Source organism: Pseudoalteromonas sp. AOP31-A2-14 (assembly GCF_052378035.1).
GTDB lineage: Bacteria > Pseudomonadota > Gammaproteobacteria > Enterobacterales > Alteromonadaceae > Pseudoalteromonas.
On sequence record NZ_JBQSXI010000001.1, the window covers coordinates 1,023,614 to 1,045,476 of the forward strand.

At 40.1% G+C, this 21,863-nt stretch carries 19 protein-coding genes, 1 other RNA gene and 2 pseudogenes; 14 read left to right on the top strand and 8 right to left on the bottom strand.

The features are described from left to right. Positions 1–47 precede the first annotated feature (47 nt). The 4 genes and pseudogenes from ACT3S9_RS04790 to ACT3S9_RS04805 form a co-directional block, all read right to left on the bottom strand. Positions 48–563, bottom strand: a pseudogene (locus tag ACT3S9_RS04790) (FecR family protein); the annotation flags it as partial. A gap of 30 nt (positions 564–593) precedes the next feature. Then, positions 594–1,730: an ISAs1 family transposase gene (locus ACT3S9_RS04795; RefSeq protein WP_008466968.1), complete on the bottom strand. Its 1,137-nt coding sequence runs from the start codon at positions 1,728–1,730 to the stop codon at positions 594–596. Positions 1,731–1,787: 57 nt separating this feature from the next. Then, positions 1,788–2,159, bottom strand: coding sequence for a hypothetical protein (locus ACT3S9_RS04800; protein WP_444750795.1), 372 nt, complete (start codon positions 2,157–2,159; stop codon positions 1,788–1,790). 60 nt (positions 2,160–2,219) lie between these two features. Next, positions 2,220–2,759 (bottom strand): RNA polymerase sigma factor, encoded by a 540-nt coding sequence (locus ACT3S9_RS04805; RefSeq protein WP_444750796.1) that lies wholly within the window; start codon positions 2,757–2,759, stop codon positions 2,220–2,222. A 219-nt stretch (positions 2,760–2,978) separates the two neighbouring features. Between ACT3S9_RS04805 and ACT3S9_RS04810 the strand changes: the two genes are divergently transcribed. From ACT3S9_RS04810 to ACT3S9_RS04825, 4 genes are all read left to right on the top strand, one after another. Next, positions 2,979–5,747 carry a TonB-dependent receptor gene (locus tag ACT3S9_RS04810; RefSeq protein ID WP_441993529.1) on the top strand — a complete coding sequence of 923 codons (2,769 nt, stop codon included), beginning with the start codon at positions 2,979–2,981 and terminating at the stop codon, positions 5,745–5,747. Between the two features lie 75 nt (positions 5,748–5,822). Then, complete coding sequence (locus tag ACT3S9_RS04815; protein WP_441836598.1) at positions 5,823–6,353, top strand: metallophosphoesterase family protein; 531 nt, start codon at positions 5,823–5,825, stop codon at positions 6,351–6,353. Positions 6,354–6,403: 50 nt separating this feature from the next. Then, positions 6,404–7,660, top strand: coding sequence for a hypothetical protein (locus ACT3S9_RS04820; RefSeq protein WP_441995887.1), 1,257 nt, complete (start codon positions 6,404–6,406; stop codon positions 7,658–7,660). A 378-nt stretch (positions 7,661–8,038) separates the two neighbouring features. After that, positions 8,039–8,254 carry a hypothetical protein gene (locus ACT3S9_RS04825; protein WP_441836281.1) on the top strand — a complete coding sequence of 72 codons (216 nt, stop codon included), beginning with the start codon at positions 8,039–8,041 and terminating at the stop codon, positions 8,252–8,254. 325 nt (positions 8,255–8,579) lie between these two features. On the opposite strand, the gene ACT3S9_RS04830 is transcribed toward ACT3S9_RS04825, so the two are convergent. Further along, a complete protein-coding gene (locus tag ACT3S9_RS04830) occupies positions 8,580–8,948 on the bottom strand; it encodes a hypothetical protein (RefSeq protein ID WP_441836282.1) in 369 nt (122 codons plus the stop codon). Between the two features lie 55 nt (positions 8,949–9,003). Between ACT3S9_RS04830 and ACT3S9_RS04835 the strand changes: the two genes are divergently transcribed. From ACT3S9_RS04835 to ggt, 3 genes are all read left to right on the top strand, one after another. Continuing rightward, positions 9,004–9,174 carry a hypothetical protein gene (locus tag ACT3S9_RS04835; RefSeq protein WP_441836283.1) on the top strand — a complete coding sequence of 57 codons (171 nt, stop codon included), beginning with the start codon at positions 9,004–9,006 and terminating at the stop codon, positions 9,172–9,174. A 208-nt stretch (positions 9,175–9,382) separates the two neighbouring features. After that, positions 9,383–9,592, top strand: coding sequence for a hypothetical protein (locus ACT3S9_RS04840; protein WP_441836284.1), 210 nt, complete (start codon positions 9,383–9,385; stop codon positions 9,590–9,592). 93 nt (positions 9,593–9,685) lie between these two features. Next, positions 9,686–11,290 (top strand): gamma-glutamyltransferase, encoded by a 1,605-nt coding sequence (gene ggt / locus ACT3S9_RS04845; protein WP_441836288.1) that lies wholly within the window; start codon positions 9,686–9,688, stop codon positions 11,288–11,290. Positions 11,291–11,383: 93 nt separating this feature from the next. Here ggt and ACT3S9_RS04850 read toward each other — a convergent pair whose 3' ends face one another. Then, positions 11,384–12,586: an aromatic amino acid transport family protein gene (locus ACT3S9_RS04850; RefSeq protein ID WP_441836285.1), complete on the bottom strand. Its 1,203-nt coding sequence runs from the start codon at positions 12,584–12,586 to the stop codon at positions 11,384–11,386. 156 nt (positions 12,587–12,742) lie between these two features. After that, positions 12,743–12,850, bottom strand: a pseudogene (locus ACT3S9_RS04855) (OmpA family protein); the annotation flags it as partial. A 260-nt stretch (positions 12,851–13,110) separates the two neighbouring features. Here ACT3S9_RS04855 and rnt point away from each other — a divergent pair. Continuing rightward, positions 13,111–13,791 (top strand): ribonuclease T, encoded by a 681-nt coding sequence (rnt, locus tag ACT3S9_RS04860; RefSeq protein WP_441836286.1) that lies wholly within the window; start codon positions 13,111–13,113, stop codon positions 13,789–13,791. A gap of 217 nt (positions 13,792–14,008) precedes the next feature. Then, positions 14,009–14,365: a transfer-messenger RNA gene (ssrA, locus tag ACT3S9_RS04865) on the top strand. A gap of 156 nt (positions 14,366–14,521) precedes the next feature. Here ssrA and mnmC read toward each other — a convergent pair. Next, complete coding sequence (mnmC, locus tag ACT3S9_RS04870; protein ID WP_441836619.1) at positions 14,522–16,561, bottom strand: bifunctional tRNA (5-methylaminomethyl-2-thiouridine)(34)-methyltransferase MnmD/FAD-dependent 5-carboxymethylaminomethyl-2-thiouridine(34) oxidoreductase MnmC; 2,040 nt, start codon at positions 16,559–16,561, stop codon at positions 14,522–14,524. Between the two features lie 180 nt (positions 16,562–16,741). Here mnmC and fabB point away from each other — a divergent pair, with 180 nt between their 5' ends. From fabB to pdxB, 5 genes are all read left to right on the top strand, one after another. Next, entirely contained in the window at positions 16,742–17,956 is a 1,215-nt protein-coding gene (gene fabB, locus ACT3S9_RS04875) for a beta-ketoacyl-ACP synthase I (RefSeq protein ID WP_441836620.1), read from the top strand. Positions 17,957–18,037: 81 nt separating this feature from the next. Continuing rightward, positions 18,038–18,538: a transposase gene (locus ACT3S9_RS04880; RefSeq protein WP_444750572.1), complete on the top strand. Its 501-nt coding sequence runs from the start codon at positions 18,038–18,040 to the stop codon at positions 18,536–18,538. Then, positions 18,535–19,380 (top strand): IS3 family transposase, encoded by an 846-nt coding sequence (locus ACT3S9_RS04885; protein ID WP_444511517.1) that lies wholly within the window; start codon positions 18,535–18,537, stop codon positions 19,378–19,380. The genes ACT3S9_RS04880 and ACT3S9_RS04885 overlap by 4 nt, the downstream gene beginning before the upstream one ends. 110 nt (positions 19,381–19,490) lie before the next feature. After that, a complete protein-coding gene (locus ACT3S9_RS04890) occupies positions 19,491–20,627 on the top strand; it encodes an ISAs1 family transposase (protein WP_008466968.1) in 1,137 nt (378 codons plus the stop codon). 94 nt (positions 20,628–20,721) lie between these two features. After that, the gene (gene pdxB / locus ACT3S9_RS04895; RefSeq protein WP_441836000.1) at positions 20,722–21,840 is read left to right on the top strand and encodes a 4-phosphoerythronate dehydrogenase PdxB; all 1,119 of its coding nucleotides are present in this window, start codon (positions 20,722–20,724) and stop codon (positions 21,838–21,840) included. Positions 21,841–21,863: the final 23 nt, after the last annotated feature.

The following is a 21,863-nucleotide window of genomic DNA, read 5'->3' on the forward strand; positions in this document are numbered from 1 at the left end:
TGACTAACTTATGACAATGGCCTAAATTGAGGTGTAAATATAACCAACTATTGTTCAATAGGAGTCAATACAACACTGTCGTCAAAATTATTAATTTCAAGCTGGTTTAATTGTGCTATTAATTTAGCTGCACCCACAATATCGGTAGTTTTAAAACGTCCGCTAACACGCAAGTCAGTATCAACATTATTTAACACTAATGGTTTTTTGGTATAACGATTAAGCTGAAAAACTGCATCGTTGATTGTTACATTTTCTAAATCTAGCCAGCCTAGTTGCCAGTCAGGTTGCGTTGTTTTAAATGTAGTAACAACAATATTATTATCGGTGACACGTGCACGTTGACCTTTAACTAGTTCCACTTGTTGTGAGTTATCTGATGTATTTACAGCAACTGTGCCATTAAACACATCAATGATGGTTTCATTAAGTGTTTTATCAACATTAAAAGCGGTACCTAACACGCTGATAATTGCGTTGCTAGTATTAATAGTAAATAGGCGCTGTTCGTCACGCTTTACTGAAAAGAATGCTTCTCCTTTACTTAGGGTCGCCTGCCTGGTTTTACCATTTTCCTTATACTGTAAGCACGGCTAGCGCATTTTAATCCCAGACTCTAGCAGGGTTGAGCGGTAATCATCGTCTAGCCCTGCCATTTTCTTTTTCCTCGCCATACTTGCTGACTTAGATGCATCTTGTTTAAAAAGCGCCATGGCTATCTTTCGCATTACATTAAACATTAATGGCCCTTGAAGTTTGCGTATTCTCGATTCATCTTCTCTGAAGTTCATATCAAGCATCCAATGCATGCTTTCAACCTGCCAGTGACTGCGTACTGCATTGAGTGCTTGCGCTGCATTTAAGTCTAATGAACTTATATACCAGCGTGTTTCAGTGGTATCCGACCCTGCCGACTTATCATGAACTTCAGCCCTGACCTTAATAATACTCGTTAAGCCAGGCCAACGATAATCCTTGCCTAGCCAGCTTTTATCTATAAGTAACTGCTGGCATGTACGTGTTTCAACACGCCCATGTCCTGAGCTTATTTCGGTATGTTCATCACAATTATGCTTAGTTAACCTTTCACGCTCGCACTTGTGCCACCACGCTTCTAGTTCCTTTTGCATGCCTGAATGATTACCTTTAAGTGCAAGAATATAATCTGCTTTTTGTTGGATGATTTGTTTTGCTATTTCTTGTTGGCATCCCATCGCATCTAACGTAATGATACTGTTTTCAATATCGAGCAGGGTGAGTAATTCTGGTATTGCGGTGATTTCATTTGTTTTATTATCAACAGCCGTCTGCCCAAGCACTAACTGGTGTTGGCAACTCCATGCACTGACCGTGTGTAAGGCACTTTTTCTGTCTTTTGTGGTAAATGAACGCCGTGCGGTTTTGCCATCGATAGCGATGATATCTGCACCTGTAGTTTCAATCAGTGATGATATCCAAGATTGAAATGCCCTTTCTATTTCATTTGCTTTTAACCGACACATGACGCGAGCAATCGTGTCATGTTTTGGAATTCCTGCGTTGAACGTGCCGTATTTTTTTAACCAATCAAGCTTTAGGTGCCCAAAGTCTTCAATATCTTCCCATCCTTCTGCACCAGAGAGTACAGCGCTAATAGCAAGGAGAAGAATATCGATAAGTTCATGCTTTTTACAACGTTCAATGCGAGGATCTGTAATTGAATTAAAATGTTTCAGAAAAGTAGTGCTCATATTTATGCGACCAAGTAATTATTATGCCTTGATCTGATCACTACTTGCTCTATAAGTTCAATTTATAATGATCTTGCCGTGATACTGTAAGCTAGTTTGAATATTTAACGCCACCTCGGTGCCATCCGATAAAGTAATATCAGATGCTTCAGTTGCAACATATTGTTGTGCTGCAACAAGGATGGGAGCTTTTGGTGATACTGGCGGATTTAACTGGGTTAAGCCTATAAACGCCATAATTAAACATGCGGCCGCAGCGCTTGCCCATATCAATAAATTATTTTTTTTACGAGGTGAAATTACTATATGTTCATCTGACTTTTGCTGTGAATCCACTTTTTGCAATGCTTCGATGAGTGCAGGGTCTTGCCAAATCTGTTTATCGAGTTGTTCATTACTTGCATCGTCAGGTTTGAATGGAGTATGCATTGAATATCTCTATCTGTCTTTACTATTAATATAACGACTTAATGTACTTTAAGGGGACAATTAGCTGGTGATAAATCCGCTGATAGCCTCTTTAAGCATATCCATCGCGCGCGAAATATGCTTTTTTACAGCTTCTTCGGACAACCCTAAACTTTTCGATATTTGCTGGCGGCTTTCTCCATGTAAGCGTCTTCGAATAAACACATCTCTACGTAAGGCTGGCATTTGAGTTAATACTTGCTGATAGATACGTAGCCGCTGTTCATATTCAAGTAGGTTTTCAAGGGAAAGATCGTTACTTTCAGGCTCATATTCTAGGCTCTCGGGATATTTATTTTTCTCTCTATGATGATCAACAATTAAATGGTGCGCCATGCGATACCCATAGGCTAATGGGTTATCAATATGAGTAGTGCATTCCATTTTTAATGCTTTCATTAGCAGTTTTTGAAATAAGTCATCAGCATCAGCGCCTTCACCGACCCCGCGGAAAAAAAAGCTTTTCAATGTATCTTGGTTGGCAATAAAACATTTTACGAGTGGTTTATTTTGTTGCCTCTGTTCATTTGTTAGTGATGGCGATATCTGTGTTTGCGGCATTGTTTTTATCGTTATCTATAACATTTTGTTTTTTCAATAGACGCTCATTCTAGAGTATAGGTGACACCTTTTTATGATGTTTTGATTACATTTTTATGATGCTGGTGTCGTAAAACCGACACAAAAACTTCATCGAATAAAAACGTCCCCTATTAATTTTAAGCTGCGTCATTAGAAGCGAAATCAATTTAAAGTCGTAATATCTACAACAGGAAGAGCATGATGACTAAGCGAGTTTTTACATTATCACCTTTAGCACTAGCGTTAAGCGTACTGTTCGTCGTACCTGCATATGCACAAGACAATGAAAATAAAGAACAAGCGATGGAGCAAATCGTCGTAACGGGTAGTTACATTAAGAGTTTAGAAAAAGCGATAGATTTAAAACGCGAAAACATAGGTTTTTCAGATTCGATAGTGGCGTCAGATATTGCTGATTTCCCCGAGCAAAATTTAGCTGAAGCACTACAACGTATGCCCGGTGTAACTATTGAGCGCAATAAGGGATTAGGTCAAAAGGTTAATGTACGTAGCTTACCGAGCGAATTTACATTTGTATCAATAAACAACTTAGCAACGGCGTCAGGCAGCGGTGGTCGTGATGTTGAGTTTGATATGTTTGCTTCTGAAATTATTCAAAGTGTTACTGTAAAAAAATCACCCACAGCTGCAGATGAAGAAGGGGGGATTGCAGGCTCTGTAGCAATTACCACCGCGCGACCATTTGATTACGAAGGACGCAAAATGGTTGCCTCCTTTGAAGGTGCTTACAATGAGATCTCTGAACAAACAGATCCTAAGTTTGCATTTTTAGCCAGTGATACGTTTGGTGATTGGGGGGCTCTTGCTTCGATAGCTTACTCAGAGCGAACAAACCGAACTGATAGTAACTCAGGAATAGATTTTCGGCCGCTTTCACGCTGGTTAGAAAAGTCAGGCTCATCACAGTGGCAGGCAGACCAAGCCGCTGATGTACTAGAGCGAGATACGGGAATTACGATTAATGATCGCCTAGACAGCGATGAAACCAGCCGAGTGGTATTTTTAAATAAAGTAGGCGATCGCTCTTACTTAACGGAGCAAGAAAAATGGGGTGCAACGCTTTCATTACAATATAAACCGAGCAGTGAATTTAGTTTAACTTTTGATGGGTTACTAGGTAGTTTTGATGATCATGAAGATGAGTACGATGCTGCTGCCTATGCGGCTTCAAGTGTTAGTTCTTTAGAGCGTGTTAATCAATACGATAGTTCAACCTTGAGTGATTATGGTATTACTGTTTTGACCGATGTTGACTATGCAGCGACTCAGCATGAGTTTTTAAGTAAAGAAAATAGCAGTGATACAGACTACCAACAATTTAGCATTGCTATGGATTGGATCGTTGGCCAGTGGGATATTAATGGCTTATTTGGCTACAGTGGTGCAGATAAATCAATTGAGTCTACAAACTTAAAACACACAGCTTATCGTGCAACACGTTCACGTTATACAAGTACCGGCGCAGAGACTATCCCAAGTGACAGCGCAGATACCTTTGATATGTATAACTCACCTGAAGCTTATTTATTTGATTACAACGAAGTGAATCGTGAGGCTATCTCAGATGATAAATATGCTGCGCAATTAGACTTTACTCGCCAGTTAAATTTAGCGTTTTTCCCTGCATTATCTAAGGTGCAATTTGGTGCGCGATATACTGATAAATCAAAAGAACGTAATTATGGGTCTAATCGTGTGACAGGCCCATCAGCAGGTGATACTTCTTGGGTTGGCACGCGTACCTTAGCTGATAGTGAACTGACTAATATTACAGATCTTGTAAATGGTGGTGAGTATTTATCTGAAGTGCCATCTAAGCAAGGTTGGAGTCAGATTTCAAATAGTTATGCCCGCGATCAACTTAGGTACGAAGGCTTTGGAGTCGACTTTGAAGAAGATCAGTACTATCAAGTAGAAGAGAAAACAACAGCAATTTACGCAATGGCTGACTTTGTTTTTGATATTGGTGATATGCCGGCAACGCTTAATACAGGCGTGCGCTATATTGATACCGATGTAAACTCATCAGGTTATCATCAGGTTCAAAATGATGATGGTTCGACAAACTACACCTCAGAGCCTGTATCAAAAAATGGTCATTACACCGATTTACTGCCAAGTATTAACTTTACCCTTGAGCTTAATGATGACCTAATTCTTCGTACAGCGGCTTCTGAAACACTAATGCGTCCTGCTCTTACTGACATTGCGTATAAGCGTACTGTCAGTTTGAGTGAATTTAAATATCGTGATGGAAACCCCGATCTTCAACCAACTTATGCCGACCAGTGGGAAGTAGGGCTAGAGTGGTATTTAGAAGAAGGGGGGATACTTGCTGTTTCATACTTTGAAAAAGAAATAGAAGGTGTTGTTCGCGAATCTCTCACCGGTGTAGTTGAGGGGGTGACTAAATACAATGATAACGGAACTGTTGATGGTGTATATGACTTTGATGTTTATCAAAAAGTGAATGCTGAGGGGGCGTATGATGTAAGTGGCGTTGAGTTTGTCGCACAAATCCCATTTGTACGCTTTCACAATTTACTAGATGGCTTTGGTATAAACGCAAACTACACGACACTTGATAACTCGTTAACGGGCTCATCTGATTTAGGTATTCCAACACCACCTGAAGGCCTAGCTGATGAAACCTTTAATCTGACTTTCTATTATGAAAATGAGAGTTTTGATGCGCGTATTTCGTATAACTATAAAGACAAGTATGTAGAGTATATTGAGCTTGATATGTACCCAGTTTATCGTGATGCGTATGGCCAAACAGATGTTTCATTAGGCTACAACATCAATAACTCTATGAAAGTAACGCTTGAAGGTATTAATATCACTGACGAAGAAACCAAAGGTTATACACTTGATCCAGCTTTTCCGACTATGTATGAGTTCTCTGGCCGACGTGTATCGCTAGGCTTTCGAGCTATTTTTTAATTACATAACTTTAAGTTGCTGGGAGCAGTATGCTCCCAGCTTTTTCGTTTTTAATGCAATTGCAGGGCATTTTTTATGAAGTTATTTTTATCTTTGATACTTTGCTTCACGACAGCATTACATGCTACTTCACTAAGTAATACTCAGATAGCCTTTGTGCCGGATATTCACTTTCATGATATTTATGGTGACTTTTCAGCTGAAGGGTTCGAAGGCATTGAATTGGGTAAAGGAAATAAGCCTGTGAGTATTCGCAGTATGCAAGCGCAGATTCACTCAACTCGTTTATTTAATGAAAATTACTTTGCACTTATTGCCACACTAGATGATATTGCCGCTAAGGGGGTAAAGCTAGTCGCACTACCGGGGGATTTTACTGATGACGGTCAACCAATACATTTACAGGGCTTAAAAGCTATTCTTGATGATTACGAAAAAAATCATGGCATGCGTTTTTTTGCTATTCCTGGTAATCATGACCCAGTTACACCCTTTAAAAGCCCAGGCGGCAAAGCTGATTTTTTAGGACCTGATGCAAAACATCTTGCTATTTACTCAACCGATCACCCTCGTTGTGAAGCATCTACAAAAAAAGTCATGGGTTGATATGCAGTGATAAAATAGCCCATGCAGGTTATAAAGAAATCGTTGAAATAATGGGAGCATTTGGCTTATTACCAGATAGCCGTGATTTACTGTGGGAAACACCCTTTGGTAAAGCTGGTTCACTGGCTCAACGCCGCTATTCACAATGCGCACAAAATGACAAAGCCAGTTGCAAGCAAGTACCTGATACTAGTTATTTAGTTGAGCCTGTTAAGGGACTTTGGTTGCTTGCTATAGATGCCAATGTATATATCCCGAAACTTAAAAATGGCGCTATGGTTTTTCAAGGCTCAGGTAATGCCGGTTATAACAAGGTACTGACAGAAAAGCCTTTTTTATTAGAATGGATCACAAAAGTGGTTGAACGTGCTAAAAAGCAAAATAAAACATTGGTAGCGTTTAGTCATTTTCCGATGGGAGAATTTTACGATGGGCAAACGCAGTCGATTAAATCGCTATTTGGTGATTCGGGTTTTCAGTTAGCCAGAGAGCCTAGTAGTGATACTCGAAAACTACTCGCCGAAACAGGTTTAAAACTGCATATTGGTGGGCATATGCATATGAACGACACGTCGGTCATCGAGAGTGAACATAATACATTATTTAATATACAAGCACCTTCTATCGCAGCGTATCGCCCTGCTTATAAGTTAGTCACGCTCAATAAACAGTTAGCAAAAGTTGATACGGTCACGATAGATAAAGTGATGCAGTTTAATTTACTGTTTAATGCCTATGAAAAAGAGCACAAATACCTGAAAAGTAATAAGCCTGAGCAAGCATGGGACAAATCCATTTTAGCAGCTAAAAACTATCAGAGTTTCAGTAAAATACATTTACACGAGCTCGCTAAATGGCGCTTTATCCCTCGTGAATGGCCTTCGGACTTTCGTAATAACGTACTTCAAATGTCGCTACTTGAGGTCATCACTTTATTCGATGTTGAGCAAAACTTAGTCTCTACAGCAAAATTGCAAAGCTTGCAGACTAGGACTGTACTGGATTTTATATCTGACTTTTACTTAGTCCGTAATGCTGGCTCATTAGCATTTGTAGATATATCAAAACAAGATCAAAAAACGTATGAAATTATGGCTAAGTTACTTCACTCTGATGGTAACTGTGTTAACAATGCTTCAAACGAAGAAAAAACGACAAAGAATATTTGTCAATTAAAATCCGCTTTAACTCAAGCGTTTAGTTTATATGATAATTTAAGCCATGGTATGGCGGATAGATGTTTGATCATTGATATGTCAGAAAATAAGCCATTAAAAAGCTGTGCGGCAGATACTGTATCGCCATAGCTCAAGTTTTATAATTAATTATTATTTAATGGGGGACTAAGTTAAATGCTTAGGTGTAAAGTTGTTAAGAAGTTAGTGTTGGCTCAGCTGAACAATAATGAATAGCATAACCTTAAGCGCTAAGCTTGATGGAATAATAAAAAATTATCGCATCAGGTTTAATGTAACAGAGCTCGGTACTGGCCGCTGATAAATTGTGTGATTCAAACATCATTTCACTTTTTGTAACTCCAAGTCACGTTGATAATTTGATAGTAGAATAACAGTGCATAATTATTTACGGGAAATAATAAAACATTTATCATTATCTTAATATTGTTATTATTTCCCTCCCTTAATGATGTGTTATAAATATTCCTCAATAAAAGGAACCCTTTTATGAATAAATTATTTTGGTGGAATTTAAATTCCGAAGAAAAAGCAAAACGTTCATTTATCCTTGCCCCGGTTATCGGTGTACTCGCTTTTTTATTTATGTTTTTAGCCAATACAACATTATCGACTTTAAGTATATTGGGAATTTCAATAGCGGCTGTATTTTTAATGGTTGCGCAAGGTTTGTACTATAAACGAAAAGCCGATAAAGAAACATAGTCTCTATAGTTAAATAAACTTTTGATACTTTACTAAAGTGAAAATGGTAGAGCTATTATTTTATCATTTATGGAAGTAAGGCAGTTTTGGTTTTTCTATACAATTTTAGGCGCAAAGCTGTAGTTTCGCTCACGAGGTGACTTTAAGTTAAAAAGGTAATTGTCAGTATGCGCTTTTTGGTAAAGTGACTATTACTAAAAGGTGTTTACTTCTTTTCTACCTCTTCTGCACAATGCTTTAGTTTATTTTTGGCTCTACCTTTCATTGGCCCACATGGGGACAGATGAAAGGTAGTTATACAAAATATTTTAGCCAAAAAGTGTTATTAGTTGTTTTTTTCTTGTTCGCGTTTTTCACGTGCTTCGCGTAACTCATCAGCGAGTTCTTTTGCTTTTTGCTTGGTTTTTTCGCTCAGCTCGCCTGCAGCTTCTTTACTTTCAATCCAGGCATCAACGGCTACTTTTTTACCATCGTCGTACATGTCTAAACCAAGCGCTTTACTTTCATCGAGTAATTCTTGAAACGAGTTGTCACTAAATTCATTGCTCGTATCTTTAACATCATCCCATGCATCGTTGAATGCTTGCTTTACTTCTTCTTTAGCTTCGCCAGTGTCTTTTTTAACTTCGTTTGCGTCTTCACAGCCAGTAAGGGCAACGGCCCCTAATAAAAGTAAACTTACTAATTTATTCATACTTGATCTCTAATGGAGTTATTAAACTAAGTTTAGTATAGGCGATAAAAAATGAATGTACCTAGAACAACACGCCTTTTTTAAGTTAATGGATGAACACGTGGCGTCGTTGTTATTTGATCTCGATAACTATCCCGCTGTTATAAAATATCTTAGTCGAGGTCAGGTGAGCTCTATGAAAATCATTGAAGAAGGTTTTATGCCGCGTATGCAGGCTTATTTGTAACGAACAAAAAGGCTAAGGCATTTGGCAAGTAAATACAGTTGCAGATGATGCTTTTATTGGTTGGGTGCTTATTTGACCGATGGGGTTTTGTGAAGGCTTAAATTCGGGCAATATAGATTGCAGTAATATAGAAATTGGTTGGCGTTTTAACCGTGTCAGTTGAGGTAAAGGTTATGCTAGAGAGGCGGCGATTACGCAGGCTAAAGAAGTGGCTAAACAAAGTGATGTAAAAACACTGAGCGCCACTACACTCAAAGATAATATAGCGCCAATTAAAGTTATGACCAAGTTGGGTATGACATTCATAAATACACCCGTAAAGATGATGAAAGTGAGTCGCTGGCAGTTTTATATCGAACGAGCGTTAACGTATTGTTTGCGGTTTTATGGTATACACCACAACGTATCTATTTATTAGAATAATAAAAGTTAAAGGGGATCGGATATGTATTTAATAATTAAACGTAGCCTATTGCTGGGTATTATTTTAGCTCAGTTGCAAGTGAATGTAATGGCAAAAGCTGATGCATCAGCGCAGTCAGCGGTTGCTATGCCTGATAGCTACAGTAGTGATACTGCGCGAGCAATATTAGAGCAAGGTGGCAACGCAGTTGATGCTGCTATTGCTGCGCAGTTTGTATTAGCAGTCACTTTGCCTGAAGCAGGTAATATTGGTGGTGGTGGTTTCATGTTGATTCAAAAAGACGGTAAAGGTGATTTTATTGACTACCGCGAAACCGCGCCAAGTGCAGCGCATCGCGATATGTATCTTGATAAAAAAGGAGATGTTATTACCAATAAATCGGTCTACGGCATTCATGCCAGTGGCGTACCCGGGAGTGTTGCGGGCATGTGGTTGGCTCATCAAAAACATGGCTCTTTAAAATGGAATACGTTGCTAACCCCAGCGGTAAAATTGGCTGAAAATGGCTTTATTGTGCACCCTAAATTAGCTAGCAGTATTGAGCGTTATATTACTCGTATGGCTAAAAAAGAGGTGAATATTAACTTTGCAGAGCACTTTGCTTTGGCAAAAGCCAATACTGTTTTTAAGCAACCAGAACTAGCTGCGACTCTTAAGCGTATCCGCGAACAAGGTAAAGCTGGGTTTTATGAAGGTAAAACGGCCAAAATTATTGCTGACTTTATGGATGAGCATGGTGGCATAATTACACAAGCAGATTTAAAAGCTTACCAAGCAAAATCACGTACCCCCATTAAAGCTGACTGGAATGGTTATGAAGTTTTAACATCTCCACCGCCAAGTTCAGGTGGTATCGCTATTTTACAGTGGTTAAAAATGTATGAGTTAATTAAACCAAGCGACAAACTTGCAAATAATTCAGTCTCTTATATTCATTTACTAGCTGAAATTGGTAAGCGTGTATTTGCTGACCGAGCTGAGTATTTAGGTGATCCTGATTTTTATGAGGTACCAAAAACAGAGCTGTTAGCTATGGAATACCTTAAGGAGCGTAGCAGTACTATTACACCCGATAAAATTTCGAATACTGAGGACATCAAGCCGGGCCTATATGAAAGTGAGCAAACTACGCATTTTTCAATTGTTGATAAGTGGGGTAATGCAGTTGCTAATACCACAACCATTAATTTAGGTTTTGGCAGTGGGGTGGTAGTAACAGGGGCTGGCTTTTTACTTAATGATGAAATGGATGACTTTAGCGCAAAACCCGGAGTGATGAATGTATTTGGCGCTATAGGCGGTAAAGCCAACGAAATTCAGCCACATAAGCGTATGCTTAGCTCGATGACACCGACTATTTTACTTAAAGATAATAAAGTAAAAATGGTTACCGGCTCTCCTGGTGGCACAACGATTATTAGCTCGGTTTATGAGTCTATTTTAAATGCGGTTGAATTTAATATGAGCGCCGAGAAAACAGTGAATAGCCCACGTTTTCATCATCAATTATGGCCTAAAAATGTGATCCGTTATCATCCAGGGCTTGATAAGCAAGTAATAAACGCGCTTGAAAAAATGGGCTACAGTTTAGATGAAAGGCGATTTGGCGATATGCATGTAATTATTAACAATAATGGCAAGCTTGATGCCGCATCAGAGGCATCGGGGCGAGGTAAAGCGGTGGTGTTTTAGATTTTACCTCTTTACGTAATACAAAATAAAAACGGGGCTTTTAATTAAAAGCCTCGTTTTTTTATTATCTTGTTGTCTCGTTCTATTATGTGTTTAACCAATGGCAGGAATGAGCTCCGCGATTTGCATCCCTTGAGCACTAATAATAAGCACACCACAAAGAGCGGCAAGTGCTAAACCTATATTACCGCCACGTACAGCATAACCTGTTTGATCACCTTGTTTACGCTGCTTATAAACCATGGCAACGGGCAAGAAGATGGCAAGTATCACTAAGGCGATAGCTGCATAACCTAAGGCCACAATAAAGCCTTGTGGATAAAATAGCGCAAACCCAAGAGGGGGAATAAAGGTAATTAAGGCTGTTTTTATACGATCTTTACTACCATCACCTTTTTTTAAAGCATCGGCAAAAAAATCAAATAAACCTAAACTTACTCCTAAAAATGACGTGGCTAAGGCTAAATCGGCAAATAAGTTAACCGCTGTCGCGATTGCTGAGTTATTGGCAATACTGGACATGCTAGAAACAAACCCTAGCAAGTTCGTACTTTTAAGTAATACAGCTTGGCTCATTATACCTTGGATAATTAGTTGCCAAAAAATATAAATAATTAGAGGTAGCGCAGCGCCTGCGAACATGACTTTTCGTAAGGTTTTAATATCAATGCCAACATACTTCACAATAGAAGGAATTGAGCCGTGAAAGCCAAATGAGGTAAACACTACCGGAATAGCCGATAAAATAAGCCCTTGCTCAATAGGCATTTCGAGTAAATGTTGGCTTTGTACATAAGGGGTAAGTATATAAAATAAACTTGCTAGTGCAATTATTTTTATAGTAAACAATACGCGATTTAGCTTATCAACTTTACTTGTGCCAAGGGTGACTACAGTACCTATTACTATTGCAATAATAATGGCACCAATTTGTGGGGCGATATCAATATTAAAGCCGGTATTAATTTTTTCTTGTAGCTGTTCACCACCGCCTGCAATATAAGCTGCACAAAGCGCATAGAACAAAAACATCACCGAAAAGTTCGCAATGTATTGGCCGCGTTTGCCAAGCCATGATTTAGCTAAAGTATTGAGCGTGGCATCACGGTCGGCGTATTGGTGCAACTCCAGCATTAATAGGGCGGTGTAAGTCATCAACATCCATGTCGCTATAATTAGCGCAAGTGCGGTTGAGAAACCGAGCCCCGCTGATACAATGGGTAGCGCTAACATACCTGCGCCGATAGTGGTCCCTGCAACAATTAACATGCTGCCTATAGTTTTATTTTTAAGCACTTTTATGCCCCTAAAAAACGTGCGAGACAAGCAAGATATAACTAGTTGGTGCAAACTTAAATAGTTTTGTTATAAATGAAAGAAATTAATTGCAACTTATTTTTCATAAACTCTATTTAACAAGCATAAATGCAGTGGATGACTACTTAAATATCATTACATTTTGGCTATTTTGATCACTAAACGAGGATTTTTATCACGACCTAAAATATTATCGTTGGTGGCCACATGGCGTTTTTCACCGAAACCTTGTGTTTCAGATTTTATGATTTAACTTACATTCAAGGCGTGAAGTGGTGACCATTTCCCATTGTGAATTATCAGCAGTTGCGGTGTATTGACGCATAGCCGCGGATGAAGCACCTGATAAGCACACGGTGGTTACACAAAGCCAGCTAGTTACTAAAGCAAGAAACTAAGCAAATAGCACGCCTAAATTTAGTTGCTAATTTATCTGCGAAGGCCTAGCACACCCCCCCCCATTTTTGACATAATACACCTTAAATTGGCAAACCAAGAAGACTATGGCAAATACTGAACAAACACTTTTCGCAAAACGCTTTCGAGGCTTTTTTCCTGTGGTTATAGATGTGGAAACAGCAGGGTTCAATAAAGCAACTGATGCGTTGTTAGAAATAGCTGTCTCTATTTTAAAGATGGATGACGACGGTTTGCTGAGTATTGACCAGACCGTGCATTTTCATGTTGAGCCATTTGAAGGCGCTAATATTGAACAAGCGGCGATTGAATTTAATGGTATAGATCCATTTTCACCACTTCGCGGCGCTGTATCAGAAGAAGCAGCGATAAAAGAAATTTGTAAAGTTGTACGTAAAGCACAAAAAGCAGCAGGGTGTCAGCGCTCAGTCGTGGTGGCGCATAATGCTGCTTTTGATCATGGGTTTGTAAATGCTGCGATTGAACGTAATAATATTAAGCGTACGCCGTTTCATCCGTTCGTGAGCTTCGATACCACGTCGCTTGCAGGCCTTGCCCTTGGCCAAACGGTACTTGCAAAGGCATGTCGTGCAGCGGGAATTGAATTTGATAACAAACAAGCTCACTCGGCTCTTTATGATACCGAGCGCACCGCAGAGTTATATTGTTTAATTGTTAATCGCTGGCAACAGCTCGGTGGCTGGCCACTTGCTGAAGAAGCCGAGAACATGGTTAGCGAAGAGGCAGAAACAAAAACGACTGAGTGATCTTTAGTTGCATTTATTTAATCAAATGGGGTAAGTAAATTCGTAAAAGTTACTTACCCCATTTGGCAATTATTAGCTCAACACTTTCATTGTAATAATAAATCGTGTGTTTAATGGCCAATTAAACACAATAATAAAAATAAAACCAATAAGCCCTTGAGTCACCATCCTTTACTCAGTTATACTGCTTGCACGCTCTGAATGAGTTACTAATTCAGGGGCTGATTAGGATTCGACGGAATTCAAGAAGCCCAAGGTGCATGTCGAGGTGCGGTTTGCCTCGTTAAACAGCCGCAACTTAAAGTAATCGCAAACGACGATAACTACTCTCTAGCAGCTTAGGCTGGCTAGCGCTCCTTCCATGTATTCTTGTGGACTGGATTTTGGAGTGTCACCCTAACACCTGATCGCGACGGAAACCCTGGCCGGGGTTGAAGCGTTAAAACTAAGCGGCCTCGCCTTTACTTACCGTGTTTGTCCGGGATTTAAAGGTTAATTAAATGACAATACTAAACATGTAGTACCGACGGTCGAGGCTTTTCGGACGGGGGTTCAAATCCCCCCAGCTCCACCAATAAAGGTTTTTGAATTCGTTGATTTAAAAACCCTAAAAAACCCGCCAATTTGAGAAATCAAATTGGCGGGTTTTTTTATGGATAAAATTTACTCTTGATTTTAAACTGATGGATAAAATTATGATGATATAAAGAAGGATTGCTTGATCATTACTCTAAATCTTATTCCGTATTAAGTCTCGCACAATAAACCTGGCAGGGTGAATGGCTTGGCTTACGCGTTCGCTTAGTGGGCGAGGTTCATCGTTTAAGTTTGCGATTAAGTGTTCTGCGGCCAGTGGGGCGCTACAAAAACCGCGAGCGCCGAAGCCGGTTAATATATGTAAACCTTGTTGTGGTTTGTCTAAAGGCTGATATTGATAGCGCTTACCTAAACGTAAATTGGCAAAGGCGTTGGTGTAGTCTGCTTGTTCGGCCCATTCGCCTGCCATGGGGAGGTGATCAATAAAGCTACAGCGTATGGCAGCTTTTGCTGAGGTTACTTTATCCAAAGTATTGGCAAAAGATGCGTCAGCATAAAAATCAAGTAGTTGCTGGTGGTTCGTTTGGTTATCTTGCTCACTTATAACACGGCTTTTGGTGTTTTTTTCAAACGTTGCGCCCATGCAGTGGTGATGGTTATACATTGGCGTAAAGTAGCCTTTATGGCAAAGCACGGTTTTTAGTTTTTGTGATTCGTTACTTGTTTTTATATGTGAAACTTGCCCGCGTACACTGACAATGGGCAAGCTAGCCGTTTGGTTAAATTGCTCGCTGTACTCACCAGCGCAAATAATTACATCGCTAAATGGACCAAAGGTTTTTTGCTTGGTTTTTAACAGCCAGCCGTCTGGAGTCTTTTCTAACGTTTGTATAGCGCAGCTTAAATGCGAAGTGATTGGCGTCTGTGCTTTAGTGGCACAAAACTCTGCTGCTTTAAATAAAGCACTCACAAGCCCAGGAGGATTTACCCAGCCACCTTTTGGAAAGTAAACGCCAGCATAACCTGTTTTAACACCGGCAATAGCATCGCCTTGCTCTGCGCTTACGTTATGCATAAGTGATTCTGGCCAAAGTGATTTCTCGGCTAAGTTTTGGTGTTTATCAGCTAAACCTTGCTTTACTGCATGCTGTAAAACGCCGCACCAGTCGTGGTCAAAATTAAACCCTTGTGACAATAGATGCTGATAAAGCCTTTTTGCGTATAAAAAGCTATGGGCAAAAAACTCACTGTGTGGCGAGTTTTTCGCTTGTAAATGTGGGTAAACTGCACCTTGTACATTATGTGATGCACCCATAGCAAGCTCGCTGTCTTGGCAAAACAAACTACTGGGAATACGACGCTTGGCAAGGCTATATAATACCGCGCTACTGGCAATGCCGCCGCCAATGACTGCGACATTACTAAGCTTAGCTTGTTGATGTGCAAAGTAAGTAGGGGCTGACTGTTTGGTATTTGCCTGTTCTAATAACCCTGTAAGCATTTCACGTTTTTGACCAAACCCTTTTACTTTATTGACAGTAAAGCCGGCTTCAATGAGCCCACGCCTTACAAAGCCCGCAGCAGTAAAAGTGGCGAATGTGGCGTGTGCGCGGGAAATATCGACCATTTTTACAAATAGTGATTGTTGCCACATGTCAGGATTCTTACTGGGTGCAAAACCATCAAGGTACCAAGCATCAACTATACCAGCCTCAGGATAGCTCATGGTATTGATTGAGTCTTGCACATCACCAAAATATAAGTCGAGTACAACTTGTCCATTGGCAAATTCAAGGCGGTGGCAACCCGCTAAATTAATAGGGTACTTCGCAAGTAGCTGCTCATTAAATATTTTTAAGCTTGGCCACGCTTTAAGCGCTTGAGCTAAATCGTTTAGTTTTATAGGGTATTTCTCAAAGGAAATGAAATGTAAGCGATTAACACCAAGGTTGGGTTGATTTTGAACTTTATTCTCGCCATGCTGCCTATTAGATATTAGGTTAGCAAATTGCTGCCAAGTATTTAAAAAATTAAGTCCTGTGCCAAAGCCAGTTTCTGCAATCACAAAGTGTGTTCGGTCATGGTTTTGTAATCGTTGAGCTATATTATTTTGCTGATAAAAAACATAATTTGATTCGCTAAGGCCATTGTCATTAGAAAAATACACATCGTCAAAGGTGTCAGCAACAGGTGTACCAAGGTGGTTAAAGTGAATGTCGGCGTTTTTTATCATGTATTAACTTAAAATTTAGGAACTTTTTTTTATTATTTTACGTGTTTTCTTTGAAATAGTCTGGCGTTATTTATAAGCTAGGTGTTCAGAGTACAAGTGTACGCTAGAAAGCTGACCACTTCGTTGTAAGTTTCAGCGTAAAATAGAACACAATTTAGTATCAAGCTAAGGTAATTACCCATGAGAAGAGCCGTTATTACGGGCGTTGGTGTTGTTTCAAGCATCGGCAACAACAAAGATGAAGTATTAGAATCGTTAAAAACAGGTAAGAGCGGTATCGCTTTTAACCAAGAATTTGCAGATTACAAGTTACGCAGTAACGTATCTGGAAAAATTGATATTGACGTAAAAGAGTTTGTTGACCGCAAAGCAATGCGCTTTATGGGCGATGCAGCCGCCTATTCATATATTTCAATGGCACAAGCAATAGAAGATGCAGGTTTAACTGAAGAGCAAGTATCAAATGAACGCACAGGTTTACTTGTTGGTTCTGGTGGTGGTTCGTCTAAATGGCAAGTTGAAGCCGCGGATATTTTACGTGAAAAAGGCGTAAAACGTGTTGGTCCATATATGGTACCGCGTACCATGGCAAGTACGACTTCTGCATGCTTAGCAACGCCTTTCAAAATTAAAGGCGTTAACTATTCAATTAGTTCTGCATGTGCAACTTCAGCGCATTGTATTGGCCATGCGGTTGAGCAAATTCAACTAGGTAAGCAAGATGTCGTTTTTGCCGGTGGCGGTGAAGAACTGCACTGGACGCTAGCAATGGAATTTGACGCAATGGGCGCACTTTCTACTAAATACAACGAAACACCTGAAAAAGCATCACGTACATATGATGCTAAGCGTGACGGTTTTGTTATTTCTGGCGGTGGCGGGATTGTTGTAGTTGAAGAGCTTGAGCATGCACTAGCTCGTGGCGCGCATATTTATGCTGAAATCACTGGCTATGGCGCAACATCTGATGGCTACGATATGGTTGCACCATCAGGCGAAGGTGCTGCACGTTGTATGCGCCAAGCAATGCAAGGCCTTGACGGCGATATTGATTACTTAAATACCCATGGCACTTCAACACCGGTTGGTGATGTGAAAGAGCTAGGCGCAATTCAAGATGTATTTGGCGGTAACTCACCAATGATAAGCGCAACGAAAGCTATGACTGGCCATGCACTAGGTGCAGCTGGCGTTCATGAAGCTATTTTTTCACTGTTAATGCTTGAGCATGGTTTTGTAGCACCTTCAATCAATATTGATGAATTAGACGAGCAAGCTGAGGGCTTAAATATTGTGACTGAGCGTCAAGATGTTGAACTAAACACAGTAATGTCTAATAGCTTTGGCTTTGGTGGCACTAATGCCACGTTAGTAATGAGTAAATATAAAGACTAATTGAAAGTCTGAACATATAAAAGCCGAGCATATTGAAGTGACCCCCAATAGTTGGACAGTCCAATTACTGGGGGTCTTTTTATGTCCAAACATCATCGAGCTTTTAAGCTCAAAGTAGCTGAGTTCGCTTTATCTGAAAGCTCTCCGGCGATAGGTAATAGATTTAATGTTACACAAAGGCAGGTCCGATATTGGACCGCTGTTTATCGAATTCATGGCGCTGAAAGCTTCAGGTCTGTTCACAAACCTTATTCTCAAGCATTTAAGATAGAAGTGTTAAAATCGATGGCAGCTAACAGTTGGTCACTCAGCTATACCAGTGCGTTCTTCGATTTATCGTCCCCAGGTATTCTTTTTCAATGGCAAAAGCTTTATGCTCGCGATGGTATATCCCGTCTCCAACCACAGAAAAAAGGTAGGCCAACCATGACAAATAATTCTTCTTCATCAAAACCAGTAGAGCAAATGACTGAGGAGGAGTTACGAGAAGAGTTAGCATACTTACGAGCAGAGAATGATGTGCTAAAAAAGTTAGAAGCCTTGGCTCAAGCCAGAAAGAAAAAAGCAAAGACAAGACGATAGTCGTCGAAGAGTTCAAGGCAAAACATAGCTTACGACATCTATTAAAGGCCACGGGGTTGGCGAAGAGTGTCTACTATTATCATCGAACTACATGTGAGCAGCCCTGCGCCAACAGTGATTTACTCGTAAAAATACGTGATATCTATCACACGCATAAAGGGCGATATGGCTATCGCAGAATTACGAGTGCCCTAAGAAAAATGGGGGTACTCGTTAATCATAAGCGCGTTCAACGTCTAATGAATGAGTTAGGCCTTAAGTCAAAAGTAAGGCCTAAGCGCTATAAATCTTACAAAGGTGAAGTGGGTAAAATCGCAGAAAATACGCTTAACCGCGAGTTTACTGCGCAGAAGCCTAATCAAAAATGGGTAACGGATGTGACGGAGTTTAAAGTGGATAATGAGAAGGTATATCTATCGCCTATGATTGACTTATTCAACCAAGAGATAATCAGTTACGAAGTAAGAAAATCCGTTGCGCTTCCCTTGGTAACTGACATGCTTAAAACCGCAACGGCTAAGTTGAAGCCGAACGAGAAGCCGATAGTACACTCAGACCAAGGATGGCAATATCAAAACAAGCAATATCAAAAGCACCTTAAAGAAAAAGGGTTAAAACAAAGTATGTCTAGAAAAGGAAACTGTTTAGATAACGCTGTTGCTGAAAATTTCTTTGCCATACTGAAAAGCGAGATGTATCACAACGAAACGTTCAAGGACGCGAATGAACTCATTGAAAACATCAAAGAATATATCCACTATTATAACAATGAGCGTATTAAGCTGAAACTAAAAGGCCTGAGTCCGATACAATATCGAAATCAGGCCTTGGCTGCCGCTTAGAAATGAGTCCAACTTTATGGGGTCACTTCCACGGCAAGATCATTATAAATTGAACTTATAGAGCAAGTAGTGATCAGATCAAGGCATAATAATTACTTGGTCGCATAAATATGAGCACTACTTTTCTGAAACATTTTAATTCAATTACAGATCCTCGCATTGAACGTTGTAAAAAGCATGAACTTATCGATATTCTTCTCCTTGCTATTAGCGCTGTACTCTCTGGTGCAGAAGGATGGGAAGATATTGAAGACTTTGGGCACCTAAAGCTTGATTGGTTAAAAAAATACGGCACGTTCAACGCAGGAATTCCAAAACATGACACGATTGCTCGCGTCATGTGTCGGTTAAAAGCAAATGAAATAGAAAGGGCATTTCAATCTTGGATATCATCACTGATTGAAACTACAGGTGCAGATATCATCGCTATCGATGGCAAAACCGCACGGCGTTCATTTACCACAAAAGACAGAAAAAGTGCCTTACACACGGTCAGTGCATGGAGTTGCCAACACCAGTTAGTGCTTGGGCAGACGGCTGTTGATAATAAAACAAATGAAATCACCGCAATACCAGAATTACTCACCCTGCTCGATATTGAAAACAGTATCATTACGTTAGATGCGATGGGATGCCAACAAGAAATAGCAAAACAAATCATCCAACAAAAAGCAGATTATATTCTTGCACTTAAAGGTAATCATTCAGGCATGCAAAAGGAACTAGAAGCGTGGTGGCACAAGTGCGAGCGTGAAAGGTTAACTAAGCATAATTGTGATGAACATACCGAAATAAGCTCAGGACATGGGCGTGTTGAAACACGTACATGCCAGCAGTTACTTATAGATAAAAGCTGGCTAGGCAAGGATTATCGTTGGCCTGGCTTAACGAGTATTATTAAGGTCAGGGCTGAAGTTCATGATAAGTCGGCAGGGTCGGATACCACTGAAACACGCTGGTATATAAGTTCATTAGACTTAAATGCAGCGCAAGCACTCAATGCAGTACGCAGTCACTGGCAGGTTGAAAGCATGCATTGGATGCTTGATATGAACTTCAGAGAAGATGAATCGAGAATACGCAAACTTCAAGGGCCATTAATGTTTAATGTAATGCGAAAGATAGCCATGGCGCTTTTTAAACAAGATGCATCTAAGTCAGCAAGTATGGCGAGGAAAAAGAAAATGGCAGGGCTAGACGATGATTACCGCTCAACCCTGCTAGAGTCTGGGATTAAAATGCGCTAGCCGTGGGGTCACTTCATTTATGCGGCTTTTTCGTTTGTGTAATAAGGGTAATGTTCGCTACAATAGCCACTATTGTTGCCATTCGGATTCATTCATGAAAATTCTCGCTGATCAAAACATGCCGCTTGTTGAAGAGTACTTTGCAGACTTTGGTGAGGTTACTCGGTTTGATGGTCGAAACTTACAAAGCGATCAATTAGTTGATGTAGATGTTTTATTAACCCGCTCGGTTACTAAAGTGAATGAGCAGCTATTGGAAAAAGCGGATAAACTGCGTTTTGTAGGTACGGCAACTATTGGGGTTGATCATATCGATACCGCACTTTTACAGCGTAAAAATATTACTTTTACTAGCGCCCCTGGGTGTAACGCTGTTGCAGTAAGTGAATATGTGATCAGTAGCTTATTTGTCCTATGCCAAGAAAACGGCACTAGGCTTACCGGGAAAACTATCGGCATTGTTGGGGTAGGAAGCATTGGTAGTTGCTTACGCGATAAGTTAGCTGCGTTAGATGTTACGGTATTACTTTGCGATCCACCTAAACAACAAGCGGGTGAACTTGATGAGCATATTGATTTAGATACGCTGCTTGCACAAGCTGATATTATCACTTTTCATGTGCCCTTAATTAAATCTGGCGAACACCAAACCTTACATTTAATGGATAAAGCACGCTTAGCTGCACTTAAACCAGGGACGGTATTAATAAATGCCAGCCGTGGAGAAGTGGTCGATAACCAAGCGTTGCTTAATATAATGCAACGCGGGGCAAAGCTTGATTTAGTGCTTGATGTATGGGAGAACGAGCCGACAATTTTAACAGAGTTACTCGATTACGTTCGCTTAGCTAGTGTACATATTGCAGGTCATACTTTAGAAGGTAAAGCACGAGGTACGCAAATGCTGTATCAACGGTTGTGTCAGTTACAAGGTGTTCCAGAGACAAAAACATTAAGTGACTTTTTACCTATCCCCGCGATTACACAAGTCACTCTACAAGATACATTCAGTGAAGCCGATCTAGGTCAATTGATTCACCTTGTTTATGATGTGCGTAGAGATGACGGCATTTTAAGGCGTGACTTGGCTCAGCAAGGTTTTGACAACCTAAGAAAAAGCTATCCGTTAAGGCGCGAATTCAGCACCGTAAGTATTGTCGATGCTAAGCATAACACTGCGCTTTTAGCTGGGCTTGGCTTTAATCTTATATAAATTAATTTTTAAATAACGGCCAT